This window comes from Streptomyces sp. NRRL F-4489 (assembly GCF_001509485.1).
Taxonomy (GTDB): domain Bacteria; phylum Actinomycetota; class Actinomycetes; order Streptomycetales; family Streptomycetaceae; genus Streptomyces.
Genome location: NZ_LLZI01000068.1, coordinates 61,306 through 81,030, shown reverse-complemented (window position 1 = coordinate 81,030; position 19,725 = coordinate 61,306). Strand labels below are relative to the sequence as shown.

The window sequence follows — 19,725 nt, the reverse complement described above, 5'->3', positions numbered from 1 at the left end:
CGCTCGGTCCGTTGCTCAGCCGGCCGCCGCGTCCGCTCCGCTCGCCGCGTGCGCGTCGGTTGCCGGGGCCGCGCCCATTGCTGCGTCCGCGCCGTCCGGGCGCGGGCCCAGCTTCAGCGACAGCGGGATGGCGTGCTCGGTGAAGCCGAGGCTGCGGTAGAGCCCTTCGGCCGCGTCCGTGGCGTGCAGATCGATCCGGCCGACGCCCTGCCGCGCGAACCACGCCACCAGCGCCTGCGTCGCGGCCCGGGCGTAACCCCGGCCCCGATAGCGGGGATCGGTGCAGACGTTGAAGACGAAGCCGACCCGGCCCGTGGGGTTGACCGGGGACGGCAGCCGCTCGTCGATCCGGCCGAGCGCGCACGCCGCGAGATGCGGCCCGTCCGCGCCGGGCCCGTCCGCCTCGCCGTCCACCACGAAGGCGGTCAGCGGGGCGTCCGGTCCCGCCAGCTGACGGCGGGCCACCGCCTCGGCGTTCCGCTCCCAGCGGCCGGGCTCGGCCCGCCCGTTCATGGCCAGGAACATCAGCCGGCGCAGCCGGACCAACTCTGCGGCATCCTCGGGACGGGCGGCACGTGGCGTGGTCATGGCGGGATGCTAGGGCAGACCTCCGCCGGTCCTCGCGGCCGGTCCGGAACGTGCGGCCGTACGGTCCCCCTGTCCACTGGCCCGCCGCCGGGCTCAGCCGAGCCGGGGTATCTCGATCGCCGGGCAGCGGTCCATCACCATCTCCAGCCCGGCGTCGCGTACGCGGTCCCAGGCGTGCTCGTCGACGACCCCGAGCTGGAACCAGACGGCCTTGGCACCGGCCGCCACCGCGTCGTCGGCGACCGCCCCGGCCAGCTCGCTGCGGACGAACACATCGACCACGTCGACGGGGAAGGGGATCTCCTCCAGCGACGCGTAGCCCGGCTCGCCGTGCACCGTCTCGGCCTTGGGGTGCACCGGCACGATCCGCTTGCCGTACTCCTGGAGCACCTTGGCGACGCCGTACGCGGGACGCCGGTCGTTGTTCGACAGTCCCACCACGGCCCAGGTGTCGCCGAGTTCGGTGAGGATCGTGCGGATCGTCTTGGGGTCGCCGTACACCACTGCCTCCTGCGCTGGTCGTTTCTGACTGAGCCAACGGCCGCGCGGGCCCGAAGATTCCCGCCCCGACGAGGAAATTCTCACGGACGGTGACGGCCCCGGTGCGGCGGTGGTGGCGCCGCCGACGCCGCACCGGGAGACGGCAGGGGAACGCCCCGCCCGAAGGGGAAGACGGGCGGGGCGGTTCAAGGGCGGCGGCTTCGTCGCCTGCCGCGGAACGCACCGGGGCGGTTCAAGGGCGGCGGCTTCGTCGCCTGCCGCAGGCCGCAGCGGGCGGCGGTCAGCCGGTGGCGCGGGGCGCGCCGGCGGCGGGGACGCGGGTGGTGGCCGCGGAGCGGGCCGGTTTGCCGATGGCCCGGCCGGCGGCCACCGGTTCCGGGGCGCCCGCGCCGGTGCCCGGCCGCAGCGCCGCCGCCGCGGCGGCCGGCTCGCGGCCGCGGTCCCCGGCCCCGCTCCCGGCCCCGGCGCCGCCCGACGTACCGCCCGTCGTACCGCCCGCCGCGCTGAGCGCCGCCTGCAGCCGCGCCGGCTCCACGACCATGCTCACCGCCCCGGCCGGGTTGACGTAGAGGGCGTGGCCCGGTGGCAGCTGCCCCAGCAGGCCGGCCACCGGCCGCCGGTCGTAGAGCAGCCGGCCCACCGGTTCCAGCTGGGCCGCCGCCGTGTAGACGGGTACGACCGGAGCGCCCTCGGGGGAGGCCGCGGACAGCGGCGCCCCGCCGGCGGTCACCAGGACGGACACCTCCGCCCGCGCCAGCTCCTCCCACACCGCCCGCTCCGGGCCGTACCCGGTGGCGGCGAGCTGCACCGCGCGGTCCACCGGGTCGGTGGGGTCCGCCCAGTCCAGCATCTGCGGCGACGGCCGGTACTCCGGGTTGTCCCGCCACTCCTCGATCGCGCCGTCCGGGCCGGAGCGCCACTGCCCGATCACCGCCCACAGCGGTGGCGCGCCCTCGCCCGACCAGGTCAGGTCCACCATGGCCAGCCAGTGATCCGGTGCCTCGCGGGCCGCCTCGACGACCTCGGGGGGCGGCACCGGCATCTCCTCGCCGGTCACCGGAACGCCGGCCGTCATCGCCGCCTGTGTGCTGTCGTCCATCCCGTCCTCCGCCGAGCCGCCGTTCCGTTCCGCGGGGCGCCGGACCGTCCGGGGACGCCGGGTCCCGCCTCCCGCCACAGTGCCCACGGGCGCCCCGGACGTCTCCCCGACGCACCGTGCGGACGCCCCGGGTACGCCGCCCGGCGGTGCGCCCTGCGCCCGTACGGCGGATGCCGCAGCGCGGCGCGGCCCCCGGACGCCCCGGCCGGCCCCCGCCGCGCGCCGCTTAGGCTGGTCGGATGCAGGAGCAGTACCGGACCGTGGCCCGTGCGGGCGTCCACGAGATCGAGATCAGCAAGTCCCGCTTCCTGTGCGCGCTGGCGCCGGCCGCGACGGAGGCGGAGGCCCAGGCCGTCATCGCGCGGGTCCGCAAGGAGCACCCGACCGCCCGGCACCACTGCTTCGCGTACGTCCTCGGGGCCGATGGCGCCGTCCAGAAGGCCAGCGACGACGGGGAGCCCGGCGGTACGGCCGGGGTGCCGATGCTCCAGATGCTGGTGCGGCGCGAGGTGCGCTACACCGTCGCCGTGGTCACCCGCTACTTCGGCGGCGTCAAACTGGGCGCGGGCGGGCTGATCCGGGCCTACGGGGGCGTGGTGGGCGAGGCGCTGGACGCGATCGGGACGGTGACCCGGCAGCGGTTCCGGCTGGCGGCGGTCACCGTGGACCACCAGCGCGCGGGCCGCCTGGAGAACGACCTGCGCACCACCGGGCGCGCGGTCCGCGAGGTGTCCTACGGGGCCGAGGTGCGCATCGAGGTCGCGCTCCCGGAGGCGGAGCTCCCGGCGTTCCGCGCCTGGCTGGCGGACACCACGGCCGGCACCGCGCGGCTGGAGCTGGGCGGGGAGGCGTACGCGGAGGTGTAGCGGGCCGAGCGGCTCGCCGGACGGGTTCGGGGCCGCACCGGTGCGCGGCGGACCGGGACGTGCCAGCCTGGGGCGGCGGAACGGGCCGCGACCGGCGTACGCGCCGGCAGGGGAAGGGGCGTGAGGCATGCCGGACCTCCTCGGGGAACGGGTGGGCTTCGTCCGCCGGATCGGACTGTTCCAGGCCACCGCCATCAACATGAGCCAGATGTGCGGGATCGGCCCGTTCGTCACCATCCCGCTGATGGTGACCGCGTTCGGCGGACCGCAGGCCGTCATCGGCTTCCTGGCCGGCGCGGTGCTGGCGCTCGCCGACGGCCTGGTCTGGGCGGAGCTGGGCGCCTCGCTCCCCGGGGCCGGCGGCAGCTACGTCTATCTGCGGCAGGCGTTCCAGTACCGCACCGGGAAGCTGATGCCGTTTCTGTTCGTGTGGACGGCGATGCTGTTCATCCCGCTGGGCATGTCCACCGGTGTCATCGGCTTCGTGCAGTACCTGGGTTACCTGTGGCCGGGGATGAGCCCGGGGCAGGGCGACGCGGTGGGGCTGGCGGTGACAGTGGGCATCGTGGTGCTGCTGTGGCGCCGGGTGGAGTGGATCGCCCGGCTCACCGTCGTCCTGTGGACGGTGATGATCGCCGCGGTCGGGCTGGTCATCGTCGCGGCGTTCACCCACTTCAGCCCCGAGCGGGCCTTCACCTACCCCGCGCACGCGGTGGACCTGACATCCGCTCAGTTCTGGGCCGGATTCGCCGGCGGGCTCACCATCGGCGTCTACGACTACCTCGGCTACAACACCACCGCCTACATGGGCGCCGAGATCCGCCGCCCCGGCCGCACCCTCCCGCGCGCCATCCTCCTCTCCATCCTGGGCATCATGGCGATCTACCTGCTGCTCCAGATCGGCACCCTGGGCGTCGTCGACTGGCGGGAGATGCTCGACCCGCACAGCACCGCGGGATCCTCGGTCGCCTCCGCCGTCCTGGAGCGCACCTGGGGCCGGACCGCCGCCGGCGCGGTCACCGTCCTCATCCTGGTCACCGCCGTCGCCTCCGTCCTGACCGGGCTGCTCGGCGGCTCCCGGGTGCCCTGCGACGCCGCCCGGGACCGGGTCTTCTTCCGCCCCTACGGGACGCTGCACCCGCGTCACCGCTTCCCCGTCCTGGGCCTGCTCACCATGGGCGGCACCACGGCCGCCGGCTTCCTGCTGGGCCGGCACACCGATCTGACGACCGTGATCCAGCTGCTGACCACGGTGATGGTGATCGTTCAGTCGCTGGCCCAGGTGGCCGCGGTCACCGTGCTGCGCCGCCGGCAGCCGGCGCTGCGCCGCCCCTACCGGATGTGGCTCTACCCGCTGCCCAGCCTGGTCGCGCTGGCCGGCTGGCTGGTGATCTACGGCTACGCGGACCGCAACGCGCCCGGCCGGCACCCCATCGAATGGTCGCTGGCCTGGGTGGCGGCCGGGCTGGCCGCGTTCCTGGTATGGGCCCGGCACGAACGCGAGTGGCCGTTCGGCCCGAAGCGGATCAGCGAGCCGTACCTGGAGCGCGGGACGGAACCGGGCGGGGCCGTCCCGGACGGCGCCGAGCCGGTCACGGGGGAGGGGTAGGCGCACGAGCCCCCCTCACACCTCCGGCAGCTCCAGCTCCCGCGCCGTCCCCGGTGCCACGGTGAACGGCCGGCCGCGCAACCGGGCGCGCACCGCGGCGTGTTCGGAATCCGGGACGGTGAGCCGCACCCGGTCGGCCCGGATGCGCAGTTCGATGCCCCGGTGCCGGCGGTAGCGGAACCGCACCCCGAACTTCGACAGCTGGGGGATCGGCGCCGGATCCAGCCACAGCACGCGGTCCCGGGTCTCCAGCCCGGTCATCCCCCGCTGGACGAAATCCAGCGTGCCGGCCATCGCGCCCAGGTGGATGCCCTCCGCCGTGGTGCCCCCTTGGACGTCCGCGATGTCCCCGGTGAGCGCCTCCTCGCCGTACGTCCAGGCGTCGTCGCGCCGCACCCGGGCCAGCACCCAGGCGTGCACGACGGCGCTCAGCGTCGAACCGTGGCAGGTGCGGCGCAGGTAGTGGTCGACCGTCGCCCGCCATACGTCGTCATCGAGCCGGTAGCCCAACTGCCCGAAGACACCGGCGAGTTCGGACGGCGAGAAGAGGTAGCCGAGCATCAGCACATCGGCCTGTTTGGACGCCTGGTAGCGGTTGACGGTGTCGCCCTCGGACTCCAGGATCCGGTCCAGCCGCCGGATGTCGCCGTAACGGGCGCGGTAGCCGGCCCAGTCCAGCTCGGCCAGCTCCCCGTAGCCCGCGAACTGGCTGATCAGCCCGCGGTGGTAGGGCACGTGCAGGCGGTGCGCCACGTCGTCCCAGTACTGGCGCTCGTCGTGCGAGAGGTCCAGCCGTTCGAAGAGCGGCCGGCGGCGGGCCTCCGGGAGCGTCCGGCACAGCTCCAGCGCCCGGCTCAGCGCCCAGGCGGCGGTGACGTTGGTGTAGGCGTTGTCATCCAGGCCGGGCCGCCCGGCGCCCGGATAGGCGTCGTGGTACTCGTCCGGGCCGACCACCCCGCGGATGCGGTAGCGGGCCAGCGCCGGGTCCCAGTTGGCCGACGACGCCCAGAAGCGGGCGATCTCCAGCAGCATCTCCGCGCCCTTGGTGTGCAGGAAGCCGGTGTCGCCGCTGGCCTGCCAGTACTGCCAGACGTTGTACGCGATCGCCGAACCGACGTGGTGCTGGAGCCGGGAGTGGTCCGGCACCCAGCGGCCCGAGCGCGGGTTGAGGTGCACCCGCTGGGTCTCCTCGCGCCCGTCGCTGCCGCTCTGCCACGGATACATCGCCCCCGCCCGGCCGGCCTCGCGGGCGGCCTCCCGGGCGGCCGGCAGCCGCCGGTGGCGGTACGACAGCAGCGCCCGGGACACCTCCGGGAAGTGCAGGTTCAGAAACGGCAGCACGAACAGCTCGTCCCAGAAGACGTGCCCCCGGTACGCCTCGCCGTGCAGCCCCCGGGCCGGCACCCCGACGTCCAGCCGCGCGGTGTGCGGGGAGACGGTCTGCAGCAGGTGGAACAGGTGCAGCCGCAGGATCCGCCCGGCGTCCCCGGGGACGTCCAGCCGCACCTGCCCCCACAGGTGCTGCCAGGCCCGGTGGTGCGAGGCCAGCAGCCGGGGCACCGCCGGGGCCCGCCGGACCGCCTCCAGGGCGGCGGTCAGCGGCTCGGCGCGGGCCCGGTCCAGGGAGGTGTGCAGCGCCACCGTCTTGTCGACGGTCGCCGGGGCCCCGGGGGCGAGCGGGACGGTCAGCACCCGCCAGGCCCGGCGCCCGGTGAGGTCGGTGCGGGCGGTCCCGCCGCGCGGTGCGGTACGGGTCCGGGCGGCCAGCGCGATACCGGTGCCGGAGGTGCGGGTGCGGCAGCGCAGCCAGATCACCCCGTCGTCCCCGGAGCCGGTCTCCCACCCGGTGAGGTGGGCGCCGTCCAGCTCCCGGTAGCGGGCCACGCCGCTGTTGCGCACGTCGCCGTCCAGGCCGGCCGCCACCTCCACCTCGCCGGACCAGCCCTCGGCCGTGAACACCGTGCGCTGGACGGCCAGGTCCGGCTCCGCCATGTGCACCAGCCGCCGCTCGGTCACCGTCAGCCGCCGCCCGGCGCCGTCCTCGTAGGACGACCAGCGGGTCAGCGTGGCGCGCCGCAGGTCCAGGGTCCGGCGGTGGCCGGTCAGCTGCGGGTGGTCGGGGAACAGCCACGGGCCGGGCGCGGGGTCGCCAGCCGGGCGGATGCGGTAGCGCAGCGGCAGCCAGTCGGGGAGGTTGACCAGGTCCTCGTTCTCCACCGGGCGGCCGGCGACGGTCGAGGTCAGCCGGTTGTAGACACCGGCCGCGTACGTGCCCGGATAGTGCGCAGGGCCGCAGCGGGTCTCCGGGGCGGCGCCGCGGGTGGCGAAACGGCCGTTGCCGAGTGTGCACAGCGCCTCCCGCAGCCGCTCGGCCTCCGGGTCGTACCCCTCGTACGTCCAGGTCCAGGCGCGCGCCGTCATCGGGCCGCCCCGGGCGCCGGCAGGTCGCCGGGATCGCCGACCACCACATCGGCGCCCCGGCGGCGGAGTTCGGCGGCGTGCTCCGGGCCGCCGCCCCGGGCCACGCCGACGACCAGCCCGAAGCCGCCGCGGCGGCCCGCCTCCACCCCGGCCGCCGCGTCCTCCACCACCGCGGCGTCCCGCGGCGGGACGCCCAGCCGCCGCGCCGCCTCCGTGAAGAGCGCCGGATCCGGTTTGCCCGGCAGCCCCAGCCGCGCCGCCTCCTTCCCGTCCACCACCACCTCCAGGAGCGGCAGCAGCCCCGCCCCCGACAGCAGCTCGGTGGCGTGCCGGGACGCGGAGACCGCCGCGCACCGCACACCCGCCGCGCCCAGCGCCCGCAGCAGCCGCACACTGCCCGGCCAGGCCGGCGCGCCGCGCTCCCGGAGCCGCGCGGTGAACGCCTCGTCCTTACGGGCCGCGACCGCCGCGACCGTCCCGGTACCCGGCGGGTCACCCGGCCCGCCCGGTGGCAGCCGCAGCCCCCGGGAGGCCAGGAACGCGGCCGCGCCGTCCATCCGGGACCGGCCGTCGACGAACCGCAGGTAGTCGTCCACCGGGTCGAACGGCCGCTGCCCGCCCACCGCCGCCAGACACGCGTCGAACGCCTCCTGCCAGGCGGCCGCGTGCAGCCCCGCGGAGTCGATGAGCACACCGTCGGTGTCGAAGACCACGGCCCGCACCCGGCACGGACCCGCGGCCGGCGGCGATGCGGCGGACATGACCGGATATCCCTTCGGCAGATCGGCTCCTCCAGTCCTCCAGCGGACTCGTCCTTCCATGGCACCACGACATCCGGACGGGGGCCGCTCCTGCCACCGGGCGGGCGCGCCGGGCGGGTGGAAGCCGGGCGGCCTGGGCGCGCGCCCGGTACCGGGTGCGTCCGCCCCTGGCGCGCGCCCGGTGCCGGGGCCCACGATGGAAGGACCGGTACGGCCGCGGCACGGCGGCGGAAGGCGGTGGGGACCATGGAACTCCCCCTGGTCGTAGGCGTGGACGGAACGGACGCCGCCCTGCGCGCCCTGGACTGGGCGGTGGACGCGGCGGCGCGCCACGGGCTGCCCCTGCGGGTGGTCCACGCGTCCCGTTGGGAGCGCTACGAGGGCGTGGCTCCCGAGGGGCCGGCCGACGCCGAGCAGGTCATCGCCGACGGGATCGTGGCGACCGCCGCCGAACGGGCCGCCCGCCGCAACCCCGAGGTGGAGGTCACCGTCCAGGTCCTGGCCGACGACCCAGTGGACGCGCTGCTGCGGGAGGCCCCCTATGCCACGGCGGTGGTGCTCGGCTCCAAGGGCCACGGGGAGTTCGCCGATCTGCTGCTGGGCTCGGTGAGCCTGTCGGTGGCGGCCCGCGCGCACCACCCGGTGGTGGTGGTCCGCGGCGACCGGGCCGGCCTGGAGGGCACCCACGGCCGGGTCCTGCTCGGCGTCGGGGACCCCGCCAAGGGGGCCGCCGCGGTCCGCTTCGCCTTCCGGGAGGCGGAGGCCCGCGGCTGCGTCCTGGACGCCGTACGCGCCTGGCACGCCCCCGGATACGGGCCCGCCGACCGCGCCGAACGGGTCGCCGGCCCCCCGCACCACTACGAGCAGCAGGCGTCCGAGCTGATCGACGCGGCGGTGGCGGAGGAGGCCGCGGCGCACCCCGCGGTCCACGTCCGCCGCACCACGGTGGCGGGCCCGCCGCACCGGGTACTGGTCCGCCGCTCGGCCGCCGCCGACCTCCTGGTCCTCGGCGCCCGCCGGCGCCATACCCACTTCGGGCTCCAGCTGGGCCGGACGGGGCACGCGGCGCTGCACCACGCGGCGTGCCCGGTGGCGGTGGTGCCGCGGGGTGAGCAGCTGGGGTGAGCCGGGGCGAGGGGCGGTCGTCGGACGTGCGGCCCCGGCGTCCGGCCTCGCGCTCCGGCCGGACGCCCGTGCCGCGCGCTCACGCAGGATGCCCGTACGGCGCCAGCACCGCCCGTTCGATCCGGCGCCGCACCCGTGCCGTGAGGGCGGCCAGCCGCGGTGAGACCGACGGCCGGACCGGGACCGGCGACCGCAGGGCGCGGGCCGCCGCCGGCAGCTCCGCGAGGTCCGCAGCCAGCCGGGCCCGGGCGTCCGCCAACGGGGCCCGCGGCGCGCAGCGCACCCCGTCCCGCATCAGCGTCTCCAGCAGCGGCACGGTGCCGGCCGGCGCCGCCTCCTCCGCCAGCCCGATCACATCGCGGCACCCCGGCCCCCGGAACACCTGCTTCCGGCCGGGTGCGGACACCTTCGCCGCCGACAGCTTCATCACCGGCCGCCCGTCGTACGCGACCAGCTTGTACGCCGAGTCCAGATACGGCGCGTCGGCGCTCACCCCGACCCGGGTCCCCACCGCGAACACATCGACCGGCGCCCCGGACCGCACCAGGTCGTCCACCGCGAACTCGTCCAGCCCGCCGCTGGCGACGATCCGCACCTCGGGCAGCCCGGCCCGGTCCAGCATCGCCCGCGCCCGGAACGCCTGCGCCGCCAGATCCCCGCTGTCGAGCCGGATCGCCGACCCCGCCGCCCGGCCCAGGGTGTGCAGCACCCGGGCCGCGGCCGCCACCCCGGAATCGGTGTCGTACGTGTCCACCAGGAACGTCACCGGCCCCGGATGCGCCCGCGCGAACGCCAGGAACGCCGCCTCCTCGTCCTCGAACGCCTCGACGTAGGAGTGCGCCATGGTGCCGACCGCGGGCAGCCGCTCGGCGTGCGCCGCCGCGACGTTGCTGGTCCCGGCGAAACCGGCCAGCGCGGTCAGCCGCGCCGCCTGGTAGCCGGCCTCCGTCCCGTGGGTGCGCCGCAGCGAGAAGTCCACCACCGGGCGCCCGCGCGCCGCCAGGACGCAGCGCACGGCCTTGGAGGCGATCGCGGTCTGGTGGCTGAGCTGGTTCAGGACGAACGTTTCGGCCAGTTGCGCCTGCGGCAGCGGCGCGGTGATCTCCAGCAGCGGCTCCCCGGGGAGCACCACCCGGCCCTCCGGGACCGCCCGCACCTCCCCGGTGAACCGCAGCCCCAGCAGCGGCGCCAGCTCGCGCGCCGGCCGGCGCAGCGCCTCGGCGAACACCTCGATCTCCGCCGGCCCGAGCCGGTAACGGGCGAGGAAGTCCAGCACCGGCTCCACCCCCGCGGCGACCAGGAACCCGCGGCCGGGCGGCAGATCCCGCACGAAGCAGCTGAACGTGGCCGGCCGGGTCATGCCCTCACGCAGATACGCCAGGGCCATGCTCACCTCGTACAGGTCGGTCGTGGTCGGCCCGACCACCGCCCCCGTCGTGGCCTCCGGCATCGCCGGCTCCTTCCCGCCGCCCCCTCTTCCGGACGGCTCAGGCCGGCTCGTTCGCCCAGCCGTAGACCGTGGGCCGCTCGCGCGGCGGGGGCGCGACGCCGGCGCCCGCCAGGTCGCGGTCGGCCAGCCGGATCAGCTGCCCGGCGAGGTCCTTCAGCGCCCGGCCGGCCGCCAGCTCGTCGCCGATCACCGGGACGTCCGGGTCGTCGGGATCGCGGCGCGCCCGCCCGCGCCCGGTGAGCGCCCGGCTCCCGGTGTCCAGCTCCACCCGCGCCCGGGTCGTCCCGTCCTCCTCGGTCAGAACCAGCCGGACCCGCCACTCGGTGCTCTTCCCCATGGCTCACCTCCGCGGTCAGCGGTCACCCCTCCCACCCATTGTGGGACAAAGCCCCTGGGTCGCCTGCCGGTGGCCAACGGGGGCAGGGGCGCGGCCCCCGGGGCCGGCCCTACTCCCGTGCACCAGGGACGCCTACGGCACGCTCACTCATGCGGCACGATCGCGACCGGGCACGGCGCGTGGTGCACCGCCGCCTGGACCACATGACCGATCCGCGGCGCCGGGAAGCGCAGCTTATGGCGGCGGCCGACGACCAGCAGGGCGGCGTCCGCGGCGTCCCGCAGCAGCGCCCGCGCCGGGCTCTCCAGCTCCACCCGGGGGTCCACCACCACCTCCGGGTACTTCTCCCGCCAGGGCCGCAGCGCCGCCGCCAGCTCCTCCCGGGCCGCCGCGACCGCCTCCCGCGCGGCGACGGGCTCCACCCCGCCGCCCCGGTTGTACGCGTACGACGGCAGGTGCCGGCCGTGCACCACCCGCAGCGGCGCCCCGCGCCGGGCCGCACTGCCGAACGCGAACGACAGCAGCGCCTGGCACGGCTCGTGCAGGCTCAGCGCCGCCGCCACCGGGGCGTCCGGGGCCCGCGCGGCGCCCTGCCGGGCCCGTACGAGCACCGTCGGCGTCCCGGTGTGCGCCACCACCTGGAGCCCGGTCTCGCCCATCACATAGCGCGCCACCCCGCCCAGGTCGCGCGAGCCCAGGACCAGCAGGCACGACTGCTCCGCCGCCTCCTCCAGGGCGACCAGCGGGTCCTTGGCGACCAGGGCCTCGTCCACCGGGAGGGCCGGGTGGCGGTCCCGGACGGCCGCCCGGGCCTCGCCGACGATCCGGTGCGGCCAGTAGTTCCGGTCGTCCTCCGGCGGCACCTCGGGCTCCGGTTCCGGCGCCAGCAGCACCCAGGCGTGCAGCAGCCGCAGCCGGGCCCGCCGCAGCTCCGCCTCGTGCGCCGCCCAGAGCACCGCGGCCGTCGCCTCCGGCGTCCCGTCGACGCCCACGGTGACCACGTCCTGCATGACCTCACCTCGCTCCCGATCCGCGCACCGCCACCGGACCCGAGGCCCCGGCGCCCGGTGGCACACCGCCCTTCCAGTCTCCGCCGACCGGGCGCCCCTGGCCGAACGGACGGGCACCGGCACCGGGATCTGCTCATGGGACTGCCTCATTGGTGCGCCGCCGACCGGACCGACCGGACCGACCGGACCGACCGGACCGACCGGACCGACCGGACCGACCGGACCGACCGGACCGGTCGGACGGGAACTGCGCATGCTGAGCCGCGGCAAGATCGGGCCCACGGCTCGGCACGAGGAAGACCTGCACGCTCGCCGGCAACGCCGCGACGCTCCCCGCCCGGGACCGGAAGCCGGACGCCAACGCGTAGGCGGGCGCCCGCCTTTCGGAGCGAATTCCAAAACCCGCGACCTGGAAATCGGCCTCCTTCCAAGGGCGGACTCTCCGGCGCGCCACAGGTCTCGGCCTGTCCGACGCGAATTTCCACGACGTCGCGACCCACGAGGATTTCTGGATCTCCGGCCCGAAACGCGACCGGAGCGACACCCGCTACGGAGCGGACGCACCGACCGTGGAGAACGACGCCGCCGAGCCCTACCGGGCTTTTCTCCAGGGGGCACCCCTGCCCGGCCGGGAGAACGGCTAGTCACCGCTCAAGGGACCGGCGGCGTCGGCTGGCGTTCTCAGCGGTCGTCGTGGAGTTCCTGGTGCATCTGGGGCTGGTCGTCCTTGTCGTGGGTGAGGGCGTAGAGCTCGACCTTGTTGAACGCCTTCGACGCCACGCCGAGGATCTCGTCGTACGGGTTGACCCCGGCCGCCTGCTTCACGGTGTCGCCGCCGAGTCCGCCGACGGTGCTGCTGAAGATGCTGTGCATGGCCGCGGCGGGCTTGGCGGCCAGGTCGACGGCGCTCTTCGGGATGCCGGCCATATCCGCGTATTCATCCGTGAGGGCCGTGCGGACCAGGGCGATGAACGGCTCGTAGAACCCCGGCGGGAGCATCTGCTCCTTGTAGAACTTCAGGGCCTGTGCGGTCATGGCGGTGCAGTCCTCGCTCGGCCGCCACTCCCGCTCCCGCTCCTGGGTCCACATCCGGTCGACCAGGCCGACGTCCTTGGGCACCAGCCACTTGTCGGGCGTGCCGAGGAAGTGGTTGACGTAGTGCCAGGCGGATACGAAGCCCTGGGCGTCGTCCGCCGTGACGTGCACGCCGAGGTTCTTCATCGCCTGGAGGATCTGCACGCTGAAGACGCAGATGGCGCCGGTGGTGTACTTCTGCGAGACCGGTTCGCCCCACTTCGCGTAGTCCCACTGCCCGCTCTTCTTGTGCAGCTGGCGGACGGAGGCGTGGACCAGGCGCACCTTGGTCACGGTCGCCGCCAGGGTGCCGTTGCGCAGGGCGTCCTTGTCGCCCATGCCGATGAACAGGCGCGAGGACTGCGACAGGCGCCGGCCCGGCCCGTCCACGCCGCCCAGGCGCCCGGTCGAGCGCAGGGTGAAGGCGCCGGTGGGGGAGAGATACGTGCCGATCAGGCCCACGGTGCCCTGCAGCATGGAGGCCACGCCGTGGTGGTGCGCGAAGAACCCTTCCGCCGCCTTGACGTCGGCCTCGCTCCAGCCCGGCGGCTCCGCGGAGGCGTCGTGCAGGAACTGCGCCAGCCGCTCGGGCAGATTGGACAGCTCGGACATGGCCATATGAGGCTTCAGGGTGCCGATGGTGCGGAACAGGCCGTTGACGCCATCGACCTCCCTGTTGTCGATGAGGTCGGACACCAGCGCGTCCGCGGCCGGATCGCCTTCGTGGTTCGCGGCCTCCAGCTCGGCTTCCGCGGTTTCTGCGGTCAAAGGCACGGCGCCACTCCTTTTCTCTGCTTTCTGCGCACGATTTCGCCAGGGCGATCTTGCCCACTGCGCTGCGTGGGCAGGGTGGCTCGAACGGGTGAGACCGGCGCATACGCCGGTGCGCATTGGGGGCGCAGAGTGCGTAACCGTTACTGCGGATTTGAGACGAAGAAGCAGAGTCGCGGGGGCGGGGATTCGTCCTTGGCGCCAGGGCGTCTTTCTCGTCGCCGGGGCGGGCGTGCAGCGTGCCGGATTTAGCGTGAACCGTGCCAGACCTGGCGCGAACCCAGTGCGGTGCGCTCGGCGTTGCGTAGCCAGTTGGTGTACCAGCGAGCGAACGTCACCGGTGTCCCGTCCTCGTTGCGGAGCGGGGCGAGGTCAACGCCGTCCGCGCGGTCGTCGGTCCATATCGTGCCTCGGTGCGCGCCGCTGATGACCAGCCAGTCGCGCAGGGCGCAGCCGCGGTGGGAGATGACGAGGGCGCCGGCGGTGCGATCGGGGTGGAACATGAGGGCGGTCCAGCGTTCGTCCCACGCCTCGACGGCATCGTCGAAATCTTCGGCGTCGGCGTAGTCCTCTTCTTCAGGGTGCTGGGCCTCCAGTTCTTCCAGGAGTCGCGGGTCCGGCCCTCGTTCGGGAAAGGGTTCGGCGAGCCGGGACAGGACTGCCGGGTCGGCTCCGTCGCCCTCCCACCGCCAGCGATCGTGCACTCGCCGTACCGGGAACACGCCATAGGCGGGACCGGCCCCGCCCGCACCGACGTGAAGGAGGAATGTCCGGAATTCCGCCGGTAGTCGGACGTGCAACTGCGCCTCCAGGTCGGCGAGTTCCGTAGCGCTCAGCGGCTGCTCCAGGGTCCATTGGTGGCCCGAGGCCCCGAATACCTCGTTGCCCGCAGGGGCCGCCGCCAGAGCCTCGACCCGTTCACGGACGCCCGCCCATTGCTGATCGGTCATGGGGGAAAGATAGAGGCCGCCACTGACAATCCCGCCGGTGCGGGCGGGCGGGTGCCGAGGCGGATAGCGGCGACGATTGCGGCTGATATCCGTAGGTATTGGACATTTTCCTCGGGGTGCGGAAGTGGGTGCGAGAATGAGGGCCGTAACGGGCCGGGCACCTGCCGCGGCCGGAGCCGGGCGCGGGGTTCGGGAATTCGGTGCCGGCTGGTGCCCGCAGTGGATACGGAGAGGAAGAAGATGCAGGTCGGAGCGGTGGCGCGGTGAGGTTTCTGCACACGTCCGACTGGCATCTGGGGCGGTCCTTCCACCGGGTGAATCTGCTTGCCGCGCAGCGGGCGTTCCTTGATCACCTCGTGGAGACGGTCCGCGTCCGGGAGGTGGACGCGGTCCTGGTCGCCGGGGACGTCTACGACCGGGCGGTGCCGCCGCTGGCGGCCGTCGAGCTGTTCGATGACGCGCTGCACCGGCTGGCCGAGCTCGGCGTGCCCACGGTCATGATCTCCGGCAACCACGACTCCGCCCGCCGGCTCGGCGTCGGCGCGGGGCTGATGCGGCAGGCCGGCATCCATCTGCGTACCGACCCGGCAGGCTGCGGCACCCCCGTCCTGCTGGCGGACGCGCACGGCCCGGTCGCCTGCTACGGGCTGCCGTACCTCGAACCGGCCATGGTGCGCGACACCCTCGGCGCCCCGCGCGCCGACCACGCCGCGGTGCTCGGGGCCGCCATGGACGCGGTCCGCGCCGACCTCGCGGACCGGCCCGCCGGCACCCGTTCGGTGGTCCTCGCGCACGCCTTCGTCACCGGCGGCACCGCCAGCGACAGCGAACGGGACATCACCGTCGGCGGCGTCGCGTCCGTGCCCGCGTCGGTCTTCGACGGCGTCGACTACGTCGCGCTCGGCCATCTGCACGGCTGCCAGACGCTCACCGAACGGGTCCGCTACTCCGGTTCGCCGCTCGCCTACTCCTTCTCCGAGGCCGCGCACCGCAAGTCGTCCTGGCTGATCGACCTCGGCGCGGACGGCACCGTGGAGGCCGAGCGGATCGACTGCCCGGTGCCGCGGCCGCTGGCCCGTCTGCGGGGCCCGCTGCAGCGGCTGCTGGACGACCCGGAGCTGGCCCGGCACGAGGACTCCTGGGTCGAGGCCACGCTCACCGACGGCGTCCGCCCGGCCGAGCCGATGGCCCGGCTCACCAAACGCTTCCCGCACGTCCTCAGCCTGGTCTTCGATCCCGAGGGCGGCCCGGCCCGCAGCTCCGCGTCGTACGCCCAGCGGCTGCGCGGCCGCAGCGACCAGGAGATCGCCGAGGACTTCGTCGCCCACGTCCGCTCCGGACGCGGCGCCGACGACGCCGAACGCGCCGAACTCCGGTCCGCCATCGACGAGGTGCGGACCGCCGACACCGCCGAGGAGGTGGCGCGATGAGGCTGCACCGGCTGACCCTGACCGCCTTCGGTCCGTTCGCCGGCTCGCACACCGTCGACTTCGACCGGCTCACCCGGGACGGCCTCTTCCTGCTGCACGGCCCCACCGGGGCGGGGAAGACCTCGGTGCTGGACGCGGTCTGCTTCGCGCTGTACGGCACGGTGCCCGGGGCGCGCCAGAGCGGCCAGGCGCTCCGCAGCGACCTGGCGGACCCGGGCACGCCCACCGAGGTCGTCCTCGAACTGACCGTGGCCGGCCGGCGGTTGGAGATCACCCGGCTGCCCGAGCAGCCCCGCCCCAAGAAGCGCGGCACCGGTACGACCAAGGAGAAGGCGCAGAGCCGGCTGCGGGAGTTCGTACCCGCCGCGGACGGCGCCACGGACGCCGGGCAGTGGCGGGCGCTCAGCCGCTCCCACCAGGAGATCGGCGAGGAGATCGGGCAGCTGCTCGGGATGAGCAAGGAGCAGTTCTGCCAGGTGGTGCTGTTGCCGCAGGGGGAGTTCGCGCGGTTCCTGCGGGCCGACGCTGAGGCCCGGGCCCGGCTGCTCGGCCGGCTCTTCGACACCCGGCGGTTCGCGGCCCTGGAGGAGCAGCTGACCGCCCGCCGCCGGGCCGCCGCGGACCGGGTCGCGGCCGGCGACGAACGGCTGCTCGCCCTGGCCCACCGGATCGCCCAGGCGGCCGGCGACACCCCCGACCTCGACGATCCGTCGGTGCCGGCCCCGGCCCCCCGGGCCACCGTCCCCGCCCAGGCCGGGCCCGGCGGCCGCGGCGGGCGGCGCGGCCCGGCGGCGGCCCGCGGCACCGCCGACCCGGACGCCGCGCCAGGCGCACCCGGCCCCGGCGAGCCGGGCTTCGCCGACGCGGTGCTGGCCCGCGCCGCGGTCGCCCGGGCCGGTGCCCGCGAGCGCCTGGAGATCGCCCGGGCCGCGGTGGCCGCCGCCGAGGCCGCCGAGCAGGCCGCGGCCGCCCGCCTGGACGAGGCCCGCGAACGGGACGGGCTCCAGCGCCGCTACGCCGACGCCCGCGCCCGGGCCGACCGGCTCGCCGCCCGCAGCGGCGAACAGGACCGGATCCGCGAGCGGCTGGCCCGCGCCGGGGCCGCCGCCGAGGTCGCCCCGGTGCTCGCCCTCCGGGACGCCGCCTGGCACGAGCTGACCGCCGCCCAGGACGCCGAACGCCGCCACCGCGCCCCGCTCCCGCCCGCCCTCGCCGGTGCCGCCGCCGACCGGCTCGCCTCCGAGGAGCAGCAGGCGCGGGCGGTCCTCGGCTCCCTCGCGGCGGCCCGGCGGGCCGAGCGGCGCGCCGCCGAACTGGACCGGGAGCGCGCCGGCCTGGACCGCGAGGCCCGCGCCGACGAGCAGACGCTGCTGGACGCCGCCGAGTGGCTGGCCGGCTGGGACACCGAACGCGCCGCCCACCAGCGGCGGATCGACCACGCGCAGGAGGCCGCCGCCCGGGCCGGCCGGCTCGCCGAGCAGCTCGGCCCGGCCGCCGACCGGCTCGCCGCGGCCCGCCGCCGCGACCGCCTCACCGCCGACCTCGCCGCGGCCGCGGAACGGGCGCTCGCCGCCCGGGAGGACGCCGCGGCCGCCCGCGAGCACTGGCTGGACCTCAAGGACCGCCGGCTGCGCGGGATCGCCGCCGAACTCGCCGCCAGCCTCGCGGACGGGCAGGCGTGCGCGGTCTGCGGCTCCACCACGCACCCCGCCCCCGCCCGGGCCGGCGCCGGCCACGTCGACCGGGCCGCCGAGGAGGCCGCCGAGGCCGCCCACCGCCGCGCCGAGGAGGCCCGGCAGCGCGCCGAGGAGCACCACCAGTCCGTCAAGGAGGCGCTGGCCGCCGCCACCGCCGCGTCCGGCACCGCCCCGGTCGCCGAACTCGCCGCCCGCGCCGAGGAACTGCGCCAGGAGGCGGACCGCGCGCACACCGCCGGCGCCGGGCTGCACGCCGCCCGCGAGGAACTGGCCCGCGCCGAGCGGGAGTACGAACGCCGCCGCGCCGAGCAGCAGCGGGCCGAGCGCCGGGCCGCCGCCCGCGCCTCCCACCGCGAGGCCCTGGACCGCGAACAGGCCGCCCTGGACGCCGAACTCGCCGAGGCCCGCGGCGAGTGCCCCAGCGTCGCCGACCGCGCCGCCCGGCTGGAGCGGCAGGCCGCGCTGCTCGCCGCCGCCGCCGACGCCGCCCGTACCGCCGCGGTCTGCGCCGAGCGCCTGAAGGACGCCGACGCCCGGCTCTCCGACGCGGCCTACCGCGCCGGCTTCGACACCCCCGCCGACGCCGCCGACGCCGTGCTCCCGGACGCCGAACGGCAGGCGCTCCAGCAGCGGTACGACGCGGGGCGGGCCGAGGCCGCCGCCGTCGCCGCCGAACTGGACCGGCCCGAACTCCGCGCCGCCGCGGCCCTGCCCGCCGCCGACCCGGACGCCGCCCGCGCCGCCCATCAGGCCGCCGCCGCCCGGCTGCGCACCGCCGCCGCGGCCCTGGCCGCCGCCCGGGAACGCTGCGCCGCCCTCGACCGGCTCTCCGCCGAGGCCGCCGCCGACGCCCGCGACCTGGCCCCGCAGCGCGCCGCGTACGACCGGATCGCCCGCCTCGCCGCGCTCGCCGCCGGCACCTCCGCCGAGAACGCCCGCCGGATGCGGCTGGAGTCCTATGTCCTGGCCGCCCGCCTGGAGCAGGTCGCGGCCGCCGCCAGCGCCCGCCTGCACCGGATGTCCGGCGGCCGCTACACCCTGGTCCACTCCGACGAACGGGCCGGCGGCGCCCGGCGCTCCGGTCTCGGCCTGCACGTCATCGACGCCTGGACCGGCCAGGAACGGGACACCGCCAGCCTCTCCGGCGGGGAGACCTTCTTCGCCTCGCTGGCCCTGGCCCTCGGCCTCGCCGACGTCGTCACCGACGAGGCCGGCGGCACCCGGCTGGACACCCTCTTCATCGACGAGGGCTTCGGCAGCCTCGACGAGCAGACCCTCGACGAGGTCCTCGACGTCCTCGACGGCCTCCGCGAACGCGACCGCAGCGTCGGCATCGTCAGCCACGTCCCCGACCTCAAGGCCCGCATCCCCGCCCAGCTGGAGGTCCTCAAGGACCGCACCGGCTCGCGCGTCCGCCACCGGGTGCCGGGCGGGCGGTGAGCGGGGGCGGGATCAGGCGCGGGCGGGGCGGCCGGGCAGGGGGGAGGAGTACACCACGCTCGTGGCGACCTCGCCGAGGGCGCCGATCCGGCCCGAGACCTCCTCGAGGTGCTTCATCGAGCGGGCCGCGACCTTCAGGAACAGGCTGTTCTCGCCGGTGACGTGGTGCGCCTCCAGGATCTCCGGGGTGTGCGCCAGCAGGTCCCGGAACGGTCCGCCGTCCCCGCCGGAGTGGCGCAGCCGTACGAACGCCAGTACCGGCAGTCCGAGGCGCTCCGGATCGATCACCGCCGCGTAGCCGGAGATCACACCGGACTCCTCCAGCCGCCGCACCCGCGCGGCAACCGCGCCCGGCGACATGTTCACCGCGCGCGCCAGCTGGGCGTGGTTCACCCGCCCGTCGCGCTGGAGGACGTCGAGGATGCGCCGGTCGGCGTCATCGGGGGAGTATCCGGTCATCCCCGCTGTCTAGCAGGGGTGTCGGCGGAGGGGCAAGGGCTCACGGGAGGTTGGTGGGGAGAGGGAGGGGGCGGCTGCGGTGGTCTGAGTGTGTGCGGGCGCTTCCGGTCGTGGCCGGGTGGCGGCATGTTTCACGT

At 75.8% G+C, this 19,725-nt stretch carries 16 protein-coding genes; 5 read left to right on the top strand and 11 right to left on the bottom strand.

Features of this window, described 5'->3' with window-relative positions; translation table 11 throughout:
- Positions 1-15: 15 nt before the first annotated feature.
- The 3 genes from ADL22_RS08250 to ADL22_RS08240 all read right to left on the bottom strand — a co-directional run bounded on the left by ADL22_RS08250 (position 16) and on the right by ADL22_RS08240 (position 2,188).
- Complete coding sequence (locus tag ADL22_RS08250) at positions 16-588, bottom strand: GNAT family N-acetyltransferase (protein ID WP_066975259.1); 573 nt, start codon at positions 586-588, stop codon at positions 16-18.
- Positions 589-681: 93 nt separating this feature from the next.
- Positions 682-1,089 (bottom strand): CoA-binding protein, encoded by a 408-nt coding sequence (locus ADL22_RS08245; RefSeq protein WP_066975257.1) that lies wholly within the window; start codon positions 1,087-1,089, stop codon positions 682-684.
- A 280-nt stretch (positions 1,090-1,369) separates the two neighbouring features.
- Entirely contained in the window at positions 1,370-2,188 is an 819-nt protein-coding gene (locus ADL22_RS08240; RefSeq protein WP_066975255.1) for a type VII secretion system-associated protein, read from the bottom strand.
- A 239-nt stretch (positions 2,189-2,427) separates the two neighbouring features.
- Between ADL22_RS08240 and ADL22_RS08235 the strand changes: the two genes are divergently transcribed.
- Both ADL22_RS08235 and ADL22_RS08230 read left to right on the top strand, forming a co-directional pair.
- Positions 2,428-3,054 carry a YigZ family protein gene (locus ADL22_RS08235; RefSeq protein ID WP_066975253.1) on the top strand — a complete coding sequence of 209 codons (627 nt, stop codon included), beginning with the start codon at positions 2,428-2,430 and terminating at the stop codon, positions 3,052-3,054.
- Between the two features lie 127 nt (positions 3,055-3,181).
- On the top strand, positions 3,182-4,663 hold the full coding sequence (locus tag ADL22_RS08230) for an APC family permease (protein WP_066975251.1): 1,482 nt from the start codon (positions 3,182-3,184) through the stop codon (positions 4,661-4,663).
- A 15-nt stretch (positions 4,664-4,678) separates the two neighbouring features.
- Here the strand turns inward: ADL22_RS08230 and ADL22_RS08225 are convergent, their stop codons facing one another.
- Positions 4,679-7,084, bottom strand: coding sequence for a glycoside hydrolase family 65 protein (locus tag ADL22_RS08225; RefSeq protein ID WP_066975249.1), 2,406 nt, complete (start codon positions 7,082-7,084; stop codon positions 4,679-4,681).
- On the bottom strand, positions 7,081-7,845 hold the full coding sequence (locus tag ADL22_RS08220) for an HAD family hydrolase (protein WP_066975247.1): 765 nt from the start codon (positions 7,843-7,845) through the stop codon (positions 7,081-7,083). Before ADL22_RS08220 ends, ADL22_RS08225 begins: the two co-directional genes overlap by 4 nt.
- A gap of 246 nt (positions 7,846-8,091) precedes the next feature.
- Here ADL22_RS08220 and ADL22_RS08215 point away from each other — a divergent pair, with 246 nt between their 5' ends.
- A complete protein-coding gene (locus ADL22_RS08215; RefSeq protein WP_066975245.1) occupies positions 8,092-8,970 on the top strand; it encodes a universal stress protein in 879 nt (292 codons plus the stop codon).
- 79 nt (positions 8,971-9,049) lie between these two features.
- Here ADL22_RS08215 and ADL22_RS08210 read toward each other — a convergent pair whose 3' ends face one another.
- The 5 genes from ADL22_RS08210 to ADL22_RS08190 form a co-directional block, all read right to left on the bottom strand.
- On the bottom strand, positions 9,050-10,420 hold the full coding sequence (locus tag ADL22_RS08210; protein ID WP_066975243.1) for a nicotinate phosphoribosyltransferase: 1,371 nt from the start codon (positions 10,418-10,420) through the stop codon (positions 9,050-9,052).
- Between the two features lie 37 nt (positions 10,421-10,457).
- Positions 10,458-10,757, bottom strand: coding sequence for a DUF1876 domain-containing protein (locus ADL22_RS08205; protein WP_066975241.1), 300 nt, complete (start codon positions 10,755-10,757; stop codon positions 10,458-10,460).
- Positions 10,758-10,900: 143 nt separating this feature from the next.
- Entirely contained in the window at positions 10,901-11,767 is an 867-nt protein-coding gene (locus ADL22_RS08200; RefSeq protein ID WP_066975239.1) for a universal stress protein, read from the bottom strand.
- A gap of 681 nt (positions 11,768-12,448) precedes the next feature.
- Positions 12,449-13,615, bottom strand: coding sequence for an oxygenase MpaB family protein (locus ADL22_RS08195; RefSeq protein ID WP_234430590.1), 1,167 nt, complete (start codon positions 13,613-13,615; stop codon positions 12,449-12,451).
- A gap of 245 nt (positions 13,616-13,860) precedes the next feature.
- Entirely contained in the window at positions 13,861-14,562 is a 702-nt protein-coding gene (locus ADL22_RS08190) for an SMI1/KNR4 family protein (protein ID WP_066975237.1), read from the bottom strand.
- Positions 14,563-14,825: 263 nt separating this feature from the next.
- Here ADL22_RS08190 and ADL22_RS08185 point away from each other — a divergent pair, with 263 nt between their 5' ends.
- Together ADL22_RS08185 and ADL22_RS08180 are read left to right on the top strand one after the other, a co-directional pair.
- Positions 14,826-15,992, top strand: a complete 1,167-nt coding sequence (locus ADL22_RS08185; protein ID WP_066975234.1) for an exonuclease SbcCD subunit D — start codon at positions 14,826-14,828, stop codon at positions 15,990-15,992.
- Complete coding sequence (locus ADL22_RS08180; RefSeq protein ID WP_066975232.1) at positions 15,989-19,129, top strand: AAA family ATPase; 3,141 nt, start codon at positions 15,989-15,991, stop codon at positions 19,127-19,129. Before ADL22_RS08185 ends, ADL22_RS08180 begins: the two co-directional genes overlap by 4 nt.
- Before the next feature lie 12 nt (positions 19,130-19,141).
- On the opposite strand, the gene ADL22_RS08175 is transcribed toward ADL22_RS08180, so the two are convergent.
- Positions 19,142-19,588: an Lrp/AsnC family transcriptional regulator gene (locus tag ADL22_RS08175; RefSeq protein WP_066975230.1), complete on the bottom strand. Its 447-nt coding sequence runs from the start codon at positions 19,586-19,588 to the stop codon at positions 19,142-19,144.
- Between the last annotated feature and the right edge of the window lie 137 nt (positions 19,589-19,725).

Coding starts and splice junctions, on each gene's coding strand:
- ADL22_RS08250 (WP_066975259.1), bottom strand. CDS start 588: ATGACCACGCCACGTGCCGCCCGTCCCGAGGATGCCGCAGAGTTGGTC.
- ADL22_RS08240 (WP_066975255.1), bottom strand. CDS start 2,188: ATGGACGACAGCACACAGGCGGCGATGACGGCCGGCGTTCCGGTGACC.
- ADL22_RS08235 (WP_066975253.1), top strand. CDS start 2,428: ATGCAGGAGCAGTACCGGACCGTGGCCCGTGCGGGCGTCCACGAGATC.
- ADL22_RS08230 (WP_066975251.1), top strand. CDS start 3,182: ATGCCGGACCTCCTCGGGGAACGGGTGGGCTTCGTCCGCCGGATCGGA.
- ADL22_RS08225 (WP_066975249.1), bottom strand. CDS start 7,084: ATGACGGCGCGCGCCTGGACCTGGACGTACGAGGGGTACGACCCGGAG.
- ADL22_RS08220 (WP_066975247.1), bottom strand. CDS start 7,845: ATGTCCGCCGCATCGCCGCCGGCCGCGGGTCCGTGCCGGGTGCGGGCC.
- ADL22_RS08215 (WP_066975245.1), top strand. CDS start 8,092: ATGGAACTCCCCCTGGTCGTAGGCGTGGACGGAACGGACGCCGCCCTG.
- ADL22_RS08210 (WP_066975243.1), bottom strand. CDS start 10,420: ATGCCGGAGGCCACGACGGGGGCGGTGGTCGGGCCGACCACGACCGAC.
- ADL22_RS08205 (WP_066975241.1), bottom strand. CDS start 10,757: ATGGGGAAGAGCACCGAGTGGCGGGTCCGGCTGGTTCTGACCGAGGAG.
- ADL22_RS08200 (WP_066975239.1), bottom strand. CDS start 11,767: ATGCAGGACGTGGTCACCGTGGGCGTCGACGGGACGCCGGAGGCGACG.
- ADL22_RS08190 (WP_066975237.1), bottom strand. CDS start 14,562: ATGACCGATCAGCAATGGGCGGGCGTCCGTGAACGGGTCGAGGCTCTG.
- ADL22_RS08180 (WP_066975232.1), top strand. CDS start 15,989: ATGAGGCTGCACCGGCTGACCCTGACCGCCTTCGGTCCGTTCGCCGGC.
- ADL22_RS08175 (WP_066975230.1), bottom strand. CDS start 19,588: ATGACCGGATACTCCCCCGATGACGCCGACCGGCGCATCCTCGACGTC.